Genomic DNA, 17,040 nt, shown 5'->3' with positions numbered 1-17,040 from the left:
AGTCCTTGTCTGAACTCGAATGAGTCCGATCGTGTTACCCGTCGAGGAATCTCCACCGACGTGATCGGCGATCTCCGGCCATTGTCCCTCATGTCTGATTTCAACCCATGGGCATCAAACTTGCGGCGCCAACTTGCGGCAGACCAGCAGTTTGCTGATTACTGTGTCTGTGGGCAGACGCGACTCCGAAATAGGGTGGACGCACTGGTTGACACGGCAACGTCCAATTACGGAAGAATTGCTGAGTCGGACGTCCGATTCAATTTCGTCGTGGGAGCGGGAGGTAAGTGATGCCAGTCCTGTCGCTTCTGCAACCCCGCCAGAGAGAAAGACTGACGCCCGCCCAACGTGATGACGTAACTCGTGAGCAGATAGCCGTTACCTTCGGCGTGCTGCCCTGGGCCGCTGCCGTCCACCTCGTCGTCACACTCGGGCTGACGTTGTATGTAATTCCCCCGGACGGCGGACCGCTGCCGCGTGTGTGGCCATTGCTGTCCGGCGTGATCGGGTTGGTGGGGATGTGCGTGGGTCTCGCCATTCATTTCAACCTGATCACACCCACGTACCGAATGTCCTACGCGTTTCTCATCGTCGAATTTGCTGTAGTCGGGATCCTGTATTCCTCGCTCGCCCTGGTCCTGTACCCGATCCTGGACGATTCCGGCGATCTGATCCTGATAGCGGTCACCACATCGATCACCGGTGCCGGAGCCGTGGCCACCGCGATGTTGCGAGTGGTGGGGGTCACCTGGGTCCTGTCCAATCTGATAATCCTCGGGGTGGCATTCTGGCTTCAGCCGGGACCCGAGTTCGAACGAATTCTCATTGGAATGATCGCCTATGGCGCGGCTCTGATCGGCGGCACGATAGTGGTCTCGGGCAACCTGGAATCTCGCTATCGAGCTGAATTGAGCGCCGCGTCGGAACGATCGGTCGTGCAGATGCTTCTCGAAGACTTCGAAGGCAACGCCGGGGACTTCGTGTGGGAGACGGACCAGAAAGGCAAGTTCAACCGAATCCCGACGCGGCTCGCGGTCGAAGCGGGGCTGGACTCCACCGAGTTGCAGGGAACGGCGTGGCAGGACCTGTTCATGGAGTTGGGCACCCTACGGATCCCCGGCGGGATCGATGCGCTGATGGAGTTGCAGCAGGCCCGCCACACGAAGACCGCATTCGTCGACGTGCTCGTTCCGGTCCGAGTTCACGGTGAAATTCGGTGGTGGCAGATCTCCGGACGCCCGCGCCCCGGCCGTACACCCGACGAGTTCGTCTGGCGAGGAGTCGGTTCCGACGTCACGGAAGTAAAACTGCAGAGTGACGAGATCGTGCGGATGGGTCGTGTGGACGCACTCACCGGTATGCCGAACCGGCACAGCTTCTGGACCGAGCTCGAGCGACTGCTGCGCGAGCCGTACACAAGCGAAAGTGGTCTCGCGTTGGCCATGCTCGACCTCGACAACTTCAAGTCGGTCAACGACACACTGGGACACACCGTTGGCGACGCGGTTCTGCGAGAGGTCGCGGATCGCCTGTCCGAAGCCGGCGGGGTGTCACAGTTGTTCGCACGTCTGGGGGGAGACGAGTTCGCGGTTCTTTTCACCGATGTGGGTGACAGCTCACAAGTTCGTACTCTGCTCGGCCGCTACATCGAAACTCTGCACGAGCCGATCACAGTGGCCGGTACGCGGTTGGAGATCGGATGCAGCATCGGGTACTACCTCCCCGACGAGCTGCCGTCCTCCGCCGACGAGATGATGGGCGCTGCGGACCTGGCCTTGTTCGCGGCAAAGGAATCCGGGCGCGGGGCCGTACGTGAATATCGAGACTCGATGAAGTCCGTGGCCGATCGGCGGGCCCGCCTGCTCGAAGATCTGGGAAACACTGTCGCGGAGAAGGACCTCGAACTCGAGCTGTTGCCCAGGATCGACGTGGTTTCCCGCGAGATCGTGGCCGTGGAAGTCCGCGTGATCTGGCACAACGCCCGCCTCGGTGCCGTTACGTCCGCCGAATTCATGAGCGTCGCAGACGACACCGGTTTGGCGTACTCACTGGGGACTACCGTCTTCGAGTTGGCCTGCGAGGCGGCGTCCCGCCTTCCTGATCACCTGCGGGTAGCCGTCGCGGTATCGACGCGTCAGCTCGAATCGGATTCCTTTGTCGTCGCGATAGGGGACTCGCTTCGACGATCAGGTGTCAGTGCACATCAGCTCGAGCTCCAACTCAACGAATCATCGGCGATCACCGACGAGTCCAAGTTTGCGTTGCACGCCATCGCGGACATGGGAATCGCGCTGACCGTGGACGAGTTCGGCGCCGGATTCTCCTCGCTCGCATCACTGTCCGGCCTTCCGTTCACCCGAGTCCGGATAGAACGCTCCATTTCGGGTGCAGTGCCTGGTGGACGGTCGATCCTCGAAGCTGTCGTGGATCTGGTCGACGCATTGGGAATGGAGGTCGTCGTCTCGGGAGTCGACGGTGAGGAAGACTTGAAGTCCGTGGCCGCTGCAAGGGTGAGGACTGTTCAGGGATACATCGCCGGCGGAGCCATGTCGGTCGACGCGGTCGCAGCGGCGGTAGCAGGCCGACGTGGATGACCCGGCAGTACTCCGTAGGCGTCGCGTCGGGACGTCGGTGCGCAAACTCGGTCGCAGCGGCACGGAACAACACCTCTCGGATTACGATCGCCGTCGCCTACTCGATCGACGACTGCGGTTCACCGCGCGCGTACTGCCGTGGTCGTTTCTGACCGCGGCGGTTGCCTTGTCAGCGATCGTGGTGCTTCTGCCGGTGGATGCCGGATGGTTCACCTTCGCCTGGTCGAGCGTCATGCTGTTGTCGAGCGCTGGATTCAGTGTGTATTGGCTCCGGCGCTCGCGTCTCGGCGTCTCCGAGTCCCAGACCACCGAACTGGTGGTACTCACAGTCGAAATCATTGTCTGGGGAGTGCTCCTGGCGTGCTTGGCTCTCGTTCTCTTCCCGATGCTCGATCCTCGTGACGAGTTGGTACTGAGCTCGACCTTGATCGGTGGGATCGCGGTCGGCGTGTTTCCCACCATGATGTTTCGCGGAATCACTGTGGTCTGGATCAGCCTGGTGGGAGTCGGGTTGGCCGGGGCGTTCTGGACGGAACCGGGCACATCGCGTTTCGTGCTGATCGGGGTGCTGGTCGTCTTTGTAGGTTCGCTCTACAGCGGAACTTTGCTGTTGGCCAAACTTTTCGAGAGACGGCTACGCGCCGAACTCATAGCCGAGGACGAACGAGATCTCGTCGAGTTGTTGCTCAACGATCTCGAAGACGGAGCACAGGATTGGCTCTGGGAGACCGATTCGCGCGGTATCGCCAGTACCGTGTCGTATCGCTTCGCCGAGCAGGTCGGTTTGCCGGCAGCACAGATTCGGGGCCGCACAATGCACGAGATCCTGATCGGGATCGGCGCGTCCCGAACAGATGTGGGCAGGAAGTCCCTTGATCTCCTCGCCGCGAATTTTCAAGCCGGGACGGCGTTTCGGGACCTCACCATGCAGGTCGTCGTTCGGGGCGATACTCGCTGGTGGTCGATGTCAGGTCACCCGGGCAGTGGCGATGGGGCGACCTACGGGTGGCGCGGTGTCGGATCCGATATCACGCACTCGTATCACCAGCGCCAGAACATCTTGCGATTGGCAGAGATCGATTCGTTGACCGGGCTCAGAAATCGGTACAGCTTCAACGCTCAACTGTCTTCGCGGATTCGGGACGGACACAGGGTGTGGCTGGCAATTCTGGATCTGGACAACTTCAAGTCGATCAACGACCGGTTGGGACACCACATCGGAGACGACGTGCTTCGCGATGTTGCCGGCAGACTGCACAGCGTTCTGCGATCGAACGAGATCTGTGGCCGACTGGGGGGTGACGAGTTCGCCATCGCCTTCGACGACCTAGCCTTCGACGACATCGGGAGTGCAGATGAGGTGGAGAAGAGATTCCAAACGATTCTCGACTCATTCGAACGACCATTTTCACTGGTCGGCAACCAGATTCGCATTCGTGCCAGTCTGGGGTACGGCTCGATGCCCGACGACGCCGACAGCCTCGAAGACCTGGTGATTGTCGCGGACCTCGCGCTTTACCACGCAAAGGAGAGCGGTCGGAACCAGATTCGCGCCTTCGATGCGACTTTGCGGGATCGTGCGACGGGTAGGGCCAGGGCATTGTTGGATCTTCGTCGTGCGTTGATCGACGAAGAGTTCGAGTTGGTTTATCAGCCACAGGTCTCGGCCGCGACGGGAGTTGTTGTCGGGTTCGAGGCTCTGCTGCGGTGGAACCATCCGACTTCAGGTCTCGTCTCGCCGGGAGACTTCATTTCGGTCGCCGAGGAAACCGGCTTGATCGTGCCGATCGGTGCAGGTGTTCTGAGGGCTGCCTGCACGGCGGCGACAACGTGGCCGGAGGACATTCGGGTTGCCGTCAATGTTTCTCAGGTGCAACTGCGTTCGAGTCGATACGTCGACTCGGTACGCCGGACACTGATCGAGGTGAACCTCCACCCCAGCCGACTCGAGATCGAGGTGACCGAATCGTTGGTCATCGACGACGCCGACCGAGATGTGTTGGTACAGCTCTCGGCGCTCGGCATCGCCATTGCGATGGACGACTTCGGCACCGGGTTCTCCTCGGTTGCCAGCTTGGCCCGGCTGCCGCTCGATCGGTTGAAGATCGATCGGGCGTTCGTCGCACCGCTGGACGCGGATCCCTCGAATTCGAGGTTCGCTGTCTTGCGAGCCGTCATCGCGATTGCCAAGTCTCTGGGGCTGGACACCGTCGCCGAGGGCGTGGAGACGGAGAGGCAGCGCGCGATAGTGACCGAGTGCGGATGTGACGTGATCCAGGGGTACCTCGAGGGAATGCCGATACGGGCAGCCGAGATTCCGCACTATTTGAATGGGCGACTCGGCGGTTCGAGCAGGTGGGGTGTCGCGGCTACCACTGAGTGAGAACTTTGCGCCCGTTTTGCCGTTCGATGTGTGACGGTACGCCGAAGTGCTTCACATCGAACTGCAGAAGGGTGTCTTCGTGGTGGTCGGATCGGCGTACTCCCCAGGGCCGATGTTGGTGGGTAAGAAGGCAGTGGTCACAGGCGGTTCCCAGGGAATCGGCGCAGCGATTGTTCGAGCATTTGCATCGCATGGCGCGTCAGTTCTGGATGTCGACGTGGCTCCTCTTGGCGACGTCGAATTCGACTCGGCTGCAGGTGGTTCGATCAACTATCTCGAGTACGACGTGCGGACGCGGGAAGTCCCCGTCGCGTTGACCGAGTTCGCCCCGGACGTCCTTGTGAACAATGTGGGTCATTTCCTGAACCCGCCGACAGAGTTCACCGGTACGGATCCAGGTTTCTGGTCCGAGGCCGGCAGCATCAATTTCGATCACGTCGTGCGTCTGACCCATGCCCTGCTTCCCGGCATGATCGACCGCGGTTTGGGTGGATCGATCGTGAACCTGACGACGGTGGAGGCGCATCGAGCGATCCCGGGCCACACGATGTACTCGGCATACAAGGCCGCGCTGACACAGTTCACCAGAAGCCTTGGTGTGGAGATCGGTCGAACCGGAGTGCGCGTCAACGCCATTGCCCCGGATCTGATCGAGTCGGTACAGGTGCCGTATCGCACGATCGTTCCTGCCGACGACTGGGACAAGTGGCCGGGGTGGGCACCGTTGGGCGGACCGGGCCAGCCGGTCGACATTGCCGGCCCCGCACTGTTCCTGGCTTCCGACCTGGCGAGATACATCACCGGAACCGTGATCCACGTCGACGGCGGCTCGCACGCTGCCGGAGGCTGGTTCCCCACAGAAGAGGGTGGCTGGACCAACCGGCCCCGAAAGGCTTGACACATGACAACTTTCAGTCTGAACGTTCCCAACTTCGGCACCACTCTCGCGGAGGACTCCTACGCGAAACTCGTGCAGGTCTGTCAGAACGCGGAAGCTGCCGGCTTCGACCGGGTCCTCGTCACCGATCACGTGGTGATGGGCTCGGACAACTCGGCGTACACGTGGTCGGCGTTCCCCACCGAGCCCGACGCCAACTGGCTCGAGCCGCTGACCGTCCTGGCTTTTGTTGCCGGACAGACGAAGACAATTCGCTTGGGGACCGGAATCGTCATCGCGGCGCTGCGCGGGGGAGCGGTACTGGCCAAGACGGCCGCGACACTCGATCTGCTCTCCGGGGGCCGACTCGACCTGGGCGTCGGAACCGGTTGGCAGGAACGTGAATACGAGGCGGCAGGTATGGACTTCGGTAAAAGGGGACCACTGCTCGACGACGCTCTCGCAGTGTGCCGGGCCCTGTGGAGTTCGGCGCCGGCGAGCATCGACACCCCTCGTCTGAAGTTCGACGACGTGTACTGCGCGCCCCGTCCGGCCGCTGGAATCCCGATCTGGGTGTCCGGTTCGCTCTCCAAGGCCGTTGTACGACGCGTCGCAACCTGGGGTGACGGGTGGATTCCGATCATGGGTGCCGCGGACGACGACCTACGTGAAGGGATCGACGTCATCGGCAAAGCGATGGCGGATCTCGGACGCGATCCAGCGGAATTGCAGGTCCGTGGGCGACTGACCGTCGTACGCGGGTCCGACGGTTCGATCGACCTCCCGGCGACGATGATCGGCGCCGAGCAGCTGCTCGAATCCGGTGCCACCGATGTGCTGGTTGCGCTGGCAGCAGTAGATCCGGATCCGGATGCGGCGATGGCAGAGTTCGGCGAGCTGGTGGCGGCCTTCGCAAAGGTGACCCGCTGACGATTGCGTCGAGACGGTAGTTCTATCGTGCGAAGTGTTGTAGTGCAGCCTGATCGAGGAGAGAACACATGACCGAGAGCATCGTCGTGGATACGAGCCTGGAAGCGTTGCTCGACGCCCGGATCAGCTGCCGCGCCTACGAGGACCGTCAGGTGCCACGTGAGGTGATCGAGGAGATCCTTCGGCTGGCGCAGAAGACGCCGTCGTGGTGCAACACGCAACCGTGGCAGGTCGCGATCACCGAAGGGGAGGGCACCGAGCGATTCCGCGCCGGCCTCGGTGAGTACGTGATGGCCAACGCCCAGGAGTCGGACTTCGAGTTCCCGCGCGCGTACCAGGGCATCTACAAGTCGCGTCGGTTCGACTGCGCGATGGCGCTGTATTCGAGCGTCGGAATCGAGCACGGTGACCGCGCCGGATCCGCGGCACAGACGATGAAGAATTTCGAGCTCTTCGGCGCTCCCCACGTCGCGATCATCACCACCGACGAGGCATTGGGCACCTACGGCGCAGTCGACTGCGGGTTGTACGTGAACAGCTTCCTGCTCGCGGCCCAGAGTCTGGGGGTCGCCACCATTCCGCAGGCGGCGCTCGCGGGCAGCTCCAAGTTCATTCACGAGCATTTCGGTATCGACGACACTCGCAAGGTTGTCTGCGCGATCTCGTTCGGATACCCCGACGCCGACCACCCGGTGAACGGATTCCGCACCGAACGCGAAATCGTCGACAACGTCGTGCAGTGGATGTCGAACTGACAGGGATGTCGAACTGATCACCTGCTGGTCGGGGGATTGAGTGTTGCGTAGTTCCACCTGAAAGACTGGTGGCATGTCCGACACACCCGAACTGTTCGATCGTCTGCGCCGATTCCCCGATGTCGAGGCACCCAATCTCTTTGCCGTCGATGCGGCTGATCGTCTGATCCTCGACGAGGCCGCCGACGCTCTCGCCGCGGCACCGGCGGGCACCGTCGTCGTGATCGGCGATCATTACGGTGCGCTGACTGCCGGTGTTGCGCTCGTGCACGGAATCGCCGCCGTGCGCGTTCACCAGGATCCGCTCACCGGAGAGCTCGCCCTCGCGAACAATGCGCGCGAACTCGGATTCAGTGACGCCTTCACCTCGCACGGACTGGACGAGGAGTTGCTCAGCGGCGCCCGCGTCGTGCTCATGCAATTGCCGCGTAGCCTCGCCGAACTTGCCGAGATCGCCCAGCTGATCGCGCTTCACGCCGACCCGGCGGTTCGTGTCTTCGCCGGTGGGCGTGACAAGCACATCACCCCAGCGATGAACAAGGTTCTCGGCGAATCGTTTTCCGACGTCAGCGCCTCGCGTGGGCGTCAGAAGTCCCGCGTACTCAAGGCTTCGGAACCGAAGCCCGATGTTGCTATCACGTTCCCGGTGACCGAACGCCTCGACGAATTCGACCTCGACGTCGTTGCTCACGGCGCAGTGTTTGCCGGTGCGAGCCTGGACATCGGCACCCGGTTGCTCCTGGAGAACCTCGGAAAGATTGCGGTCGATCCGCTGAGCGACGTGATCGATCTGGGTTGTGGCAGCGGCATTCTCGCGGCGGCGATCGCGCGGAAGTTCCCGGACGTGCACGTGATCGCAACGGATCAGTCCTCGGCAGCCGTCGCTTCGGCTCTGGCGACCGCGTCCGCAAATGGCGTCGGCGATCGAGTGAGCGGCCTGCGCGACGACGCCGTGAGTTCGTTGCCCAGTGCGAGCGCGGATCTGGTTCTGTTGAACCCGCCGTTCCACGTCGGCGCGGCGGTCCACACCGGCGGAGCACTCAAGATGTTCGAAGCTGCCGGCCGTGTCCTGCGTCCCGGTGGCGAGTTGTGGACTGTTCACAACGCGCATCTGGGGTATCGCGAACCGTTGAAAGCCGCGGTGGGTCCGAGCGAGGCGATGGCGAAGAACGCGAAGTTCATCGTGATGAAGTCGGTCAAACCGTCCTAGTATCGAAAAGGGACGAGTGTCGAAGAGTGTTGATCTTCCGGAAATGCGCCGGGAACTACAACCGAAGCTTCGACGTTGTAAATTACGAGTGCTTTACTTTTAGTCAGGTACACGGACCGTGTCGGAAACTCGGATCCGTCCGGCGAACCCGCGACGCACCCGTCGTAGGCCACCACGATGAAGGGATGATCACGGTGCGCACCACCAGCAACCCGGTGTTCCGCAATCTGCCCAAGCAAGAGGGCAACGGATACGCCTCCTTCGGATCTGCGACGGCGGGCGCCTCGCAGGCAACCCAGCAGTTCGGTCAGCCGCAGTACGCTCCGGCCGAGCCGTACCAGACCGGTCCCACCTCGCGGGCCATGACGATCGACGACGTCGTCACCAAGACGGGCATCACGCTCGGTGTGCTGACGATCTCGGCACTGGTGTCGTACTTCCTGGTCAACAACAACGCCGACCTCGCAGCCCCGCTGGTCATCGGCGGCGGTCTCGTCGGCCTCGTTCTGGTTCTGGTCGCGACGTTCGGTCGCAAAATGGACAACCCGGCAATCGTGTTGGCGTACGCCGCGGCCGAGGGTCTGTTCCTCGGTGCGCTGTCGTTCATGTTCACCTTCCAACTCCAAGGCGCTGACGCGTCGATGCTGATTGCGCAGGCGGTCCTCGGAACCTTCGGCGTGTTCTTCGGCATGTTGGTCGTCTACAAGACCGGTGCGATCCGGGTGACACCTCGTCTGACGCGAATGATCATCGGTGCGTTGATCGGTGTTGTCGTTCTGGCGCTCGGTAACCTCGTCGCGAGCTTCTTCACCGAGGGCGGACTGGGCCTGCGTGACGGTGGAACCGTCGCCATCATCTTCAGCCTCGTCTGCATCGGCATCGCAGCCTTCAGCTTCCTGCTCGACTTCGACGCCGCTGATCAGCTGATCCGCGCACAGGCGCCCGAGAAGGCAGCCTGGGGCGTCGCATTCGGCCTCACCGTCACCTTGGTCTGGCTGTACGTCGAGATCCTGCGTCTGCTGAGCTACTTCAACAACGACTAGTTCTCGAGTCGCTCCGGAACACGAAGAAGGGCCCCGCGAGGGGCCCTTCTTTTGTCGTCTGTGGACGGTTACGGTGCTTGGATAACTAGCAACTGCTTGGTTTGGAAGGAAGGGGAGCGAATGTCGACAAACACCTCTGAACCCATCCTGGTCGCGGATGCCGGAGCAGTGCGAACGCTGACGTTCAATAATCCGAGTCGCCTGAACGCATTTGATGCAGCCGGTTTTCGAGCGTTCACCAAAGCGCTCGACGACGCGGCGTCGGACGATGCCGTGGCCGTGGTGATCGTCGAGGGCGCAGGCAAGGCATTTTCCAGTGGTGTCGACCTACGCGCACTCGCCGAACCAGGCGCAGACAACGCCGACTTCGGCCACGCATTCGCGCCGCTGATCGTCGCGCTGGTGGAGTTCCCGAAGCCATTGATCGCCGCGGTACACGGCGCTGCCGTCGGCATCGGCCTGACCATGCTGCTTTACTGCGACGTCGTCTACGTTGCCGAGGACGCACGTCTGCGGGCACCGTTCACTTCGCTGGGTACCGCTCCCGAAGCTGCCAGTAGTTGGTTGCTGCCCAAGGTGATCGGAACGCAGCGAGCCGCCGAGCTGATCCTGTCGGCCCGGTGGCTCAGCGGCGTCGAAGCTGCCGCCTACGGACTGGCGACAGCCGCCGTGCCGGCCGACCAGGTACAGGCACGCGCCCGCGAGAGTGCCGAGCAGATTGCCGCCAACGTCGGACCGGCAGTCCTTGCCGCCAAACGACTGCTCCGTCACGGATGGGCGGACGAAGCTCGCGCTGCCGTGCAGCGTGAGGACGACGCTGCGCGAGAGTTGATTCGCGAGTTGGGGAGTTTTGCTCGGAAATTCACGACAACATGAAAACCGCGAACCTTGAACACGACCACACGAAAGCGGCCGCCCGGCAGAAGCCGGGCGGCCGCTTTCGACGTGCTCAGGGGATCAGCTGAGGCGCTCGATCACCATTGCCATGCCCTGTCCGCCGCCGACACACATGGTCTCGACGCCGAAGGTCTTGTCCTGCTCCTGCAGGTTGTTGATCAGGGTGTTGGTGATACGGGCACCGGTCATACCGAAGGGGTGACCCAGCGCGATCGCGCCACCGGAGATGTTGAGCTTGTCCTCTTCGATGCCCAGTTCGCGAGCGGATCCGAGGACCTGCACTGCGAATGCTTCGTTGATCTCGAACAGGTCGATGTCGGAGATCGACTTGCCGGCGATCTTCAGGGCGTTCTTGACGGCCTGGATCGGGCCGAGGCCCATGATCTCGGGGGACAGGCCCGAGACGCCGGTGGAGACGATGCGAGCGAGCGGGGTCAGGCCGAGTGCCTTTGCCTTGGTGTCGGACATGATCACCAGTGCGGCTGCGCCGTCGTTGAGCGGGCAGGCATTGCCGGCGGTGACGGTGCCGTCGGGGCGGAAGACGGGCTTGAGGCCGCTGATGCCCTCGTAGGTGGTGCCGGCGCGGGGGCCGTCGTCCTTGGAGACGACGGTGCCGTCGGCGAGCGTGACGGGCGTGATCTCACGCTCGAAGAAGCCGCGAGCGATGGCTTCCTCGGCGCGGTTCTGGCTGCGAACTGCCCAGCGGTCCTGGTCTTCGCGGGTGATTCCGGTGGCGGAAGCGACGTTCTCCGCGGTCTGGCCCATACCCAGGTACACGTCGGGGATCAGGCCCTCTTCGCGAGGATCGGTCCAGGCGACTCCACCTTCGGCGAGCTTGGCGCTACGGGCCTGCGCTGCGTCGAAGAGCGGGTTCTTGGTGTTGGGGAGGCCGTCGGCGTTGCCGGTGATGAAGCTGGAGACGGACTCGACGCCGGCGGAGATGAAGACGTCGCCCTCGCCTGCGCGGATGGCGTGCAGCGCCATGCGGGTGGTCTGCAGCGAGGAGGAACAATAACGGTTGACCGTGACACCGGGGAGGAAGTCGTAGCCGAGCTGGACGGCGACGACGCGGGCGATGTTGAAGCCCGACTGACCGGCGGGCTGGCCGCAACCGAGCATGAGGTCGTCGATCTCGGTGGGGTCGAGCTCGGGGACCTTTGCCAACGCGGCGGCAACCATCTGAGTTGCGAGGTCATCCGGGCGGATGTCCTTGAGCGAACCCTTCATTGCGCGGCCGATGGGCGACCGTACTGCTGAGACGATTACTGCCTCGGGCATGAAAACTCCTTTTGTGTACTGCTCGTGGGGCGGCTTGAAACGCCGTCGAGCAGGGCAAGTTGAATGCAGCTTCGACTTACAATTTACGTTGCTGCTCCCAGATGGTGGTCACGCAGTCTCACTCAGTTGACGTCGGGGCGCTGACCTGCAGGTTTTGTGCGTCTCGCGAAGGCTTTCCACTGGGTTGCCGCCGCCGTCAGTCGGGCCGCGACGGTGCGGGCTTGCGCCGCCTCCGAAACGTGGGGGAGCTCGGGTAGCGGGCCACCCTGCCACTCGCCCAGAGCCGACGCGAGAACCGGGACGATCTGCTTCGCCGCGAGTTCGTATCCGGCCGCGGACGGATGGAAACGGTCGGCCGAGAACATCGTGTCGGGCGAGGCCAGGAATTCCTTGGCCAGCAGGTCGGCCAGTGGAACGGGATGACCCCCGGCGTTTCTGGTCGCGGCCGCCTGGGCGAGTGCGAGGCGATGGCCCCATTCACGCACCACGGAGCGCAGAGGTTGCGGGATCGCCGTGACCACCCCCAGATCCGGGCAGGTGCCGACAACAACGACGGCGCCGCTCTCGCGTAAGCGTCGAACCGCGTCGCCGAGGCGTTTAGCCGACGCGTGAATCGCGTTCTTGGCGGTGACGTCGTTGGCGCCGATCAGGATCACCGCAGCGTCCGGGGGAGGACCGGCGACGAACATGGCGTCGACCTGCCCACTCAACCCGCGGGAGGTGGCGCCCCCGATGGCCTTGGTGCTCAAACGGATTCGCTTCCCGGTTTCACTCGCAAGCAGCTTCGCGACCTGAACACCCGGAACTTCCGAGGCCGTCAGCGCGCCCACGCCGGCCGCAGACGAATCGCCGAAGATCATCAAGTGGAGATCGAAGGGCACGGCCCGCCACCAGAGTTCCGGGTTGTCGGCGCCGGGCGCGTACACCCCGTCCGCCTCGGGTGGCTTGGCGATATTGCGACCGATCACCCCACGGGCTGCCCCCGCCTGCGACATCAGATAGTTGTAGCCCAACCAGGAGAGCGTGCCTGCACTCGATCCGGCCACCACCGTGGCCACCGACGCTTTCAGTCCGGTTCGACTCACACTTGCCAATCTAGCCGGATTGCACCACCTTCGCCCGACGTCCGCGCGCACCGTTTTCTTTCATCTGGGAACATGGACGAATGCGCATCGCGGAACACGTCGTCGACCTCATCGGCAACACCCCACTCGTCAAGCTCACGTCCGTCACGGGCGAAAACTTCGGCACGGTGGCAGCCAAGGTCGAATACCTCAACCCTGGCGGTAGCTCCAAGGACCGCATCGCCGTCAAGATGATCGACGCAGCCGAGGCTTCGGGTGAACTGAAGCCGGGCGGCACCATCGTCGAGCCGACTTCGGGCAACACCGGAATCGGCTTGGCGCTCGTGGCGCAAAAGCGTGGATACAAGTGCGTTTTCGTCTGCCCAGACAAGGTCAGCGAAGACAAGCGCAACGTCCTGCGCGCCTACGGCGCCGAGGTGGTCGTGTGCCCCACGGCCGTCGCGCCGGACAACCCGAACAGCTACTACAGCGTCTCCGACCGTCTCACCCGTGAGATCCCCGGCGCCTGGAAGCCCAACCAGTACTCCAACCCGGGCGGACCGGAGAGCCACTACGAGACCACCGGCCCCGAGATCTGGGCCGACACCGACGGCAAGATCACGCACTTCGTCGCGGGCGTCGGCACCGGCGGCACCATCACCGGCACCGGCCGCTACCTCAAGGAAGTTTCGGGCGGCAAGGTCAAGGTCATCGGCGCAGACCCCGAGGGCTCCGTCTACTCCGGCGGCACCGGTCGTCCGTATCTGGTCGAAGGCGTCGGCGAAGACTTCTGGCCGTCGGCATACGACCCGTCCATCCCGGACGAGATCATCGCCGTCTCGGATGCCGATTCCTTCGAGATGACGCGTCGCCTCGCCCGCGAGGAGGGACTGCTGGTCGGCGGTTCCTGCGGTATGGCCGTCGTCGCTGCCCTCGAAGTAGCCAAGCGTGAGGGTCCTGACGCCCTGATCGTCGTCCTCCTCCCGGACGGTGGCCGCGGCTACCTGTCCAAGATCTTCAACGATCAGTGGATGGCGTCGTACGGATTCCTGCGCACCCCACTCGACGGCAAGACCAACGTCCCCACCGTCGGCGACGTTCTGCGTGGCAAGTCGGGCGAGCTGCCGGACCTCGTTCACACCCACCCGTCGGAGACCCTGCGCGATGCGATCGAGATCCTGCGCGAGTACGGCGTGTCCCAGATGCCCGTCGTGGGTGCGGAACCGCCGGTCATGGCGGGCGAGGTCGCCGGAAGTGTGTCCGAGCGGGATCTGCTGAGCGCGGTCTTCGAAGGCCGTGCGCACCTTGCGGATTCCGTCGAGAAGCACATGAGCAAGCCGTTCCCGCTCATCGGTTCCGGCGAGCCGGTCTCGGCTGCCACGAAGGCGCTCGGGGACACCGACGCACTCATGGTCGTCGACGACGGCAAGCCGGTCGGTGTCATCACGCGCCACGATCTCCTGGGTTTCCTGAGTTCGGATTCCTGAGTTCGGATTCCTGCGCCGGCACCGGCGCCATTAGGCTGGGGACCATGAGTGAGCAACGCAGCAAGGCCGACAACATCAGCTGGCAGGGTTTCTCCACGAAAGCGGTGCATGCGGGTTACGAACCCGATCCGCTGACCGGTGCGGTCAATGTGCCGATCTACGCAAGTTCCACCTTCGCCCAGGACGGCGTCGGTGGAATGCGCAGTGGCTTCGAGTACGCGCGAACGGGCAACCCCACCCGTCGCCCGCTCGAGGCGAACCTTGCCGCGCTCGAATCCGGAACCTACGGCCGAGCGTTCAGTTCGGGAATGGCGGCCACCGACTGCCTGCTCCGTTCGGTACTTCGACCGGGCGATCACCTGGTCATCCCCGACGACGCGTACGGCGGAACCTTCCGTCTCATCGACAAGGTGTTCACGCAGTGGGGGATCGAGTACACCCCGGCTCCGGTGTCCGACGTCGATGCGGTGCGCGCGGCGATGAAGTCCAACACCAAGCTGGTCTGGGTCGAGACGCCCACGAACCCGCTGCTCAATATCGGTGACATCGAGCTTCTTGCCGAGGTCGCCCACGAGGGCAATGCAAAGATCGTGGTGGACAACACCTTCGCGTCGCCGTACCTGCAGCAGCCGCTGCAGCTCGGTGCCGACATCGCGCTGCACTCCACGACCAAGTACATCGGCGGACACTCCGACGTGGTCGGTGGCGCTCTCGTCTGCAACGACGAAGAACTGGACACCGCGTTCGCCTTCCTGCAGAACGGATCCGGCGGCGTTCCCGGCCCGTTCGACGCGTTCCTGACGTTGCGCGGAATCAAGACACTGGCGCTGCGCATGGAGCGTCACAGCGACAACGCGGAGAAAGTCGTCGAATTGCTCGACGGTCACCCCGCGGTTGCCAGCGTCATCTATCCGGGACTGGCTTCGCATCCGTCGCACAAGGTCGCGGCCAAGCAGATGCGACGCTTCGGCGGCATGATCTCCGTCCGCCTCAAGGGCGGCAAGGCGGCAGCTCTCGACCTGTGCTCGCGCACCGAGATCTTCACGCTGGCAGAATCTCTCGGCGGAGTCGAATCCCTCATCGAATTCCCCGGTGCGATGACCCACGCCTCGACGGCCGGTTCCGCTCTCGAGGTTCCCGACGATCTGGTTCGCCTGTCGGTCGGCATCGAAGACGCCTCCGATCTGGTCGGCGACATCGAGCAAGCGCTGTCCTGATCTTCGCTCTACAGTAATTCGACTTCGAATCTGCAGTGCGCCTTCACACCTCACGAGGGTGTGGAGGCGCACTTTCTGGAGGCATGCGTGAATCTCGAACAGATAAAGGCTGCACAGCAACTGCTCGCCCCGGTCATGCGACGCACCCCGGTCGTGGCCTCGCGAGTGTTGTCCGAAACCACCGGCTTCGCCGTGAGTTTGAAATGTGAAAATCTGCAGCGCACCGGCTCTTTCAAACCGCGCGGTGCGTACAACCGCATTGCCAATCTTTCCGCAGAGGAACGGGCAGCGGGCGTGGTGGCGGCCAGTGCCGGTAACCATGCGCAGGGAGTTGCCTGGTCTGCAACAGAATTGGGAATCAAGTCGACCGTCTTCATGCCGACGGGTGCGCCGCTGCCGAAGTTGGTGGCCACCAAGGCATATGGAGCTCAGGTCCACCTGCACGGTTCGACTGTCGACGAAGCGCTCGTGGCCGCTCGCGAATTCGCGGACCGAACCGGAGCAGTTCTGGTCCACCCGTTCGACCACGAGGACGTCGTGGCGGGGCAGGGGACTGTGGGGCTCGAAATCCTCGAGCAACTGCCTGAGGTCGGCACGATCCTCGTTCCCACCGGCGGCGGCGGTTTGATCGCGGGAGTGGCTGCAGCCGTCAAAGCTGTGCGCCCGCAGGTCCGCATCGTCGGAGTGCAAGCCGAGACCGCGGCTGCCTGGCCGGCGTCGTTGGCAGCCGGGAAGCCGACCGCCTTGGCGTCGATGTCCACGATGGCAGACGGTATCGCCGTTGGCTGCCCGGGCGAGGTTCCGTTCGCCGAAGTTGCCGCCCATGTCGACGCCGTGGTGACGGTCAGCGAGGAAGCGCTGTCCAAAGCGCTCCTGCTGTGCCTCGAACGCGCCAAGCTCATCGTCGAACCGGCCGGCGTCGCGGCCGTCGCGGCCTTGATGACCTGTACTCCGGAGGAGCTGGGACTGACAGGGCCGGTGTGCGCCGTGCTTTCCGGCGGCAACATCGATCCGCTACTTCTCACGCACGTCATCTCGCACGGTCTGCGAGCGGCCGGACGGTTCCTCGGAGTTCACATCACCATCGACGATCGGCCGGGCGCACTGGTCTCGTTGCTCGAAGTGGTTCGAGCGAACGGCGCCAGCGTGGTCGATGTCATCCATTCCCGTACCGGTGGCGAACTTGCACTCGACGAAGTGGAAGTCTTCCTCACCGTCGAGACGCGTGGTCCGGACAACAAGGCGGAACTTCTGACGGCCTTCGACCGCGCCGGTTACGCAGTACGACTGCAGAACTGAGGCGAG

13 protein-coding genes are annotated in these 17,040 nt (G+C 63.4%); 11 read left to right on the top strand and 2 right to left on the bottom strand.

Features of this window, described 5'->3' with window-relative positions; translation table 11 throughout:
- The first annotated feature begins 290 nt into the window (after positions 1-290).
- The 8 genes from P0M12_RS03445 to P0M12_RS03410 all read left to right on the top strand — a co-directional run bounded on the left by P0M12_RS03445 (position 291) and on the right by P0M12_RS03410 (position 10,668).
- Positions 291-2,594 (top strand): EAL domain-containing protein, encoded by a 2,304-nt coding sequence (locus tag P0M12_RS03445; RefSeq protein WP_225320105.1) that lies wholly within the window; start codon positions 291-293, stop codon positions 2,592-2,594.
- Positions 2,587-4,977, top strand: coding sequence for an EAL domain-containing protein (locus tag P0M12_RS03440; protein WP_165639610.1), 2,391 nt, complete (start codon positions 2,587-2,589; stop codon positions 4,975-4,977). The genes P0M12_RS03445 and P0M12_RS03440 overlap by 8 nt, the downstream gene beginning before the upstream one ends.
- A 46-nt stretch (positions 4,978-5,023) precedes the next feature.
- Positions 5,024-5,875, top strand: coding sequence for an SDR family oxidoreductase (locus P0M12_RS03435; RefSeq protein ID WP_277377444.1), 852 nt, complete (start codon positions 5,024-5,026; stop codon positions 5,873-5,875).
- Between the two features lie 3 nt (positions 5,876-5,878).
- Entirely contained in the window at positions 5,879-6,784 is a 906-nt protein-coding gene (locus P0M12_RS03430; RefSeq protein WP_003943284.1) for a TIGR03619 family F420-dependent LLM class oxidoreductase, read from the top strand.
- A gap of 68 nt (positions 6,785-6,852) precedes the next feature.
- On the top strand, positions 6,853-7,539 hold the full coding sequence (locus P0M12_RS03425; RefSeq protein WP_042920892.1) for a nitroreductase: 687 nt from the start codon (positions 6,853-6,855) through the stop codon (positions 7,537-7,539).
- A 73-nt stretch (positions 7,540-7,612) separates the two neighbouring features.
- Positions 7,613-8,749: a methyltransferase gene (locus P0M12_RS03420; protein WP_007728811.1), complete on the top strand. Its 1,137-nt coding sequence runs from the start codon at positions 7,613-7,615 to the stop codon at positions 8,747-8,749.
- A 194-nt stretch (positions 8,750-8,943) separates the two neighbouring features.
- Complete coding sequence (locus P0M12_RS03415; RefSeq protein ID WP_020970268.1) at positions 8,944-9,792, top strand: Bax inhibitor-1/YccA family protein; 849 nt, start codon at positions 8,944-8,946, stop codon at positions 9,790-9,792.
- 120 nt (positions 9,793-9,912) lie between these two features.
- Positions 9,913-10,668, top strand: a complete 756-nt coding sequence (locus P0M12_RS03410) for an enoyl-CoA hydratase-related protein (RefSeq protein ID WP_118603606.1) — start codon at positions 9,913-9,915, stop codon at positions 10,666-10,668.
- An 81-nt stretch (positions 10,669-10,749) separates the two neighbouring features.
- Here P0M12_RS03410 and P0M12_RS03405 read toward each other — a convergent pair whose 3' ends face one another.
- Both P0M12_RS03405 and P0M12_RS03400 read right to left on the bottom strand, forming a co-directional pair.
- Positions 10,750-11,967, bottom strand: a complete 1,218-nt coding sequence (locus P0M12_RS03405; protein WP_277377443.1) for an acetyl-CoA C-acetyltransferase — start codon at positions 11,965-11,967, stop codon at positions 10,750-10,752.
- Positions 11,968-12,089: 122 nt separating this feature from the next.
- Positions 12,090-13,061 (bottom strand): SGNH/GDSL hydrolase family protein, encoded by a 972-nt coding sequence (locus P0M12_RS03400; protein ID WP_042448870.1) that lies wholly within the window; start codon positions 13,059-13,061, stop codon positions 12,090-12,092.
- A gap of 71 nt (positions 13,062-13,132) precedes the next feature.
- On the opposite strand from P0M12_RS03400, the gene P0M12_RS03395 reads away from it, so the two are divergent.
- The 3 genes from P0M12_RS03395 to ilvA all read left to right on the top strand — a co-directional run bounded on the left by P0M12_RS03395 (position 13,133) and on the right by ilvA (position 17,034).
- On the top strand, positions 13,133-14,518 hold the full coding sequence (locus tag P0M12_RS03395; protein ID WP_003943292.1) for a cystathionine beta-synthase: 1,386 nt from the start codon (positions 13,133-13,135) through the stop codon (positions 14,516-14,518).
- Between the two features lie 44 nt (positions 14,519-14,562).
- A complete protein-coding gene (locus tag P0M12_RS03390) occupies positions 14,563-15,735 on the top strand; it encodes a cystathionine gamma-synthase (protein ID WP_007728802.1) in 1,173 nt (390 codons plus the stop codon).
- A gap of 135 nt (positions 15,736-15,870) precedes the next feature.
- Positions 15,871-17,034, top strand: coding sequence for a threonine ammonia-lyase (gene ilvA / locus P0M12_RS03385; protein ID WP_223304414.1), 1,164 nt, complete (start codon positions 15,871-15,873; stop codon positions 17,032-17,034).
- The last annotated feature ends 6 nt before the right edge of the window (positions 17,035-17,040 follow it).

Origin of the sequence: Rhodococcus sp. RCBS9 (assembly GCF_029457415.1) — a bacterium.
GTDB classification, from domain to species: Bacteria; Actinomycetota; Actinomycetes; order Mycobacteriales; family Mycobacteriaceae; genus Rhodococcus_F; species Rhodococcus_F qingshengii.
This window is presented reverse-complemented; position numbering and strand designations above follow the sequence as displayed.

Excerpts from the sequence above, each read along its gene's own strand:
- P0M12_RS03445 (WP_225320105.1), top strand. The coding sequence starts at position 291 with ATGCCAGTCCTGTCGCTTCTGCAACCCCGCCAGAGAGAAAGACTGACG.
- P0M12_RS03430 (WP_003943284.1), top strand. The coding sequence starts at position 5,879 with ATGACAACTTTCAGTCTGAACGTTCCCAACTTCGGCACCACTCTCGCG.
- P0M12_RS03425 (WP_042920892.1), top strand. The coding sequence starts at position 6,853 with ATGACCGAGAGCATCGTCGTGGATACGAGCCTGGAAGCGTTGCTCGAC.
- P0M12_RS03420 (WP_007728811.1), top strand. The coding sequence starts at position 7,613 with ATGTCCGACACACCCGAACTGTTCGATCGTCTGCGCCGATTCCCCGAT.
- P0M12_RS03410 (WP_118603606.1), top strand. The coding sequence starts at position 9,913 with ATGTCGACAAACACCTCTGAACCCATCCTGGTCGCGGATGCCGGAGCA.
- P0M12_RS03405 (WP_277377443.1), bottom strand. The coding sequence starts at position 11,967 with ATGCCCGAGGCAGTAATCGTCTCAGCAGTACGGTCGCCCATCGGCCGC.
- P0M12_RS03395 (WP_003943292.1), top strand. The coding sequence starts at position 13,133 with ATGCGCATCGCGGAACACGTCGTCGACCTCATCGGCAACACCCCACTC.
- P0M12_RS03390 (WP_007728802.1), top strand. The coding sequence starts at position 14,563 with ATGAGTGAGCAACGCAGCAAGGCCGACAACATCAGCTGGCAGGGTTTC.
- ilvA (WP_223304414.1), top strand. The coding sequence starts at position 15,871 with ATGCGACGCACCCCGGTCGTGGCCTCGCGAGTGTTGTCCGAAACCACC.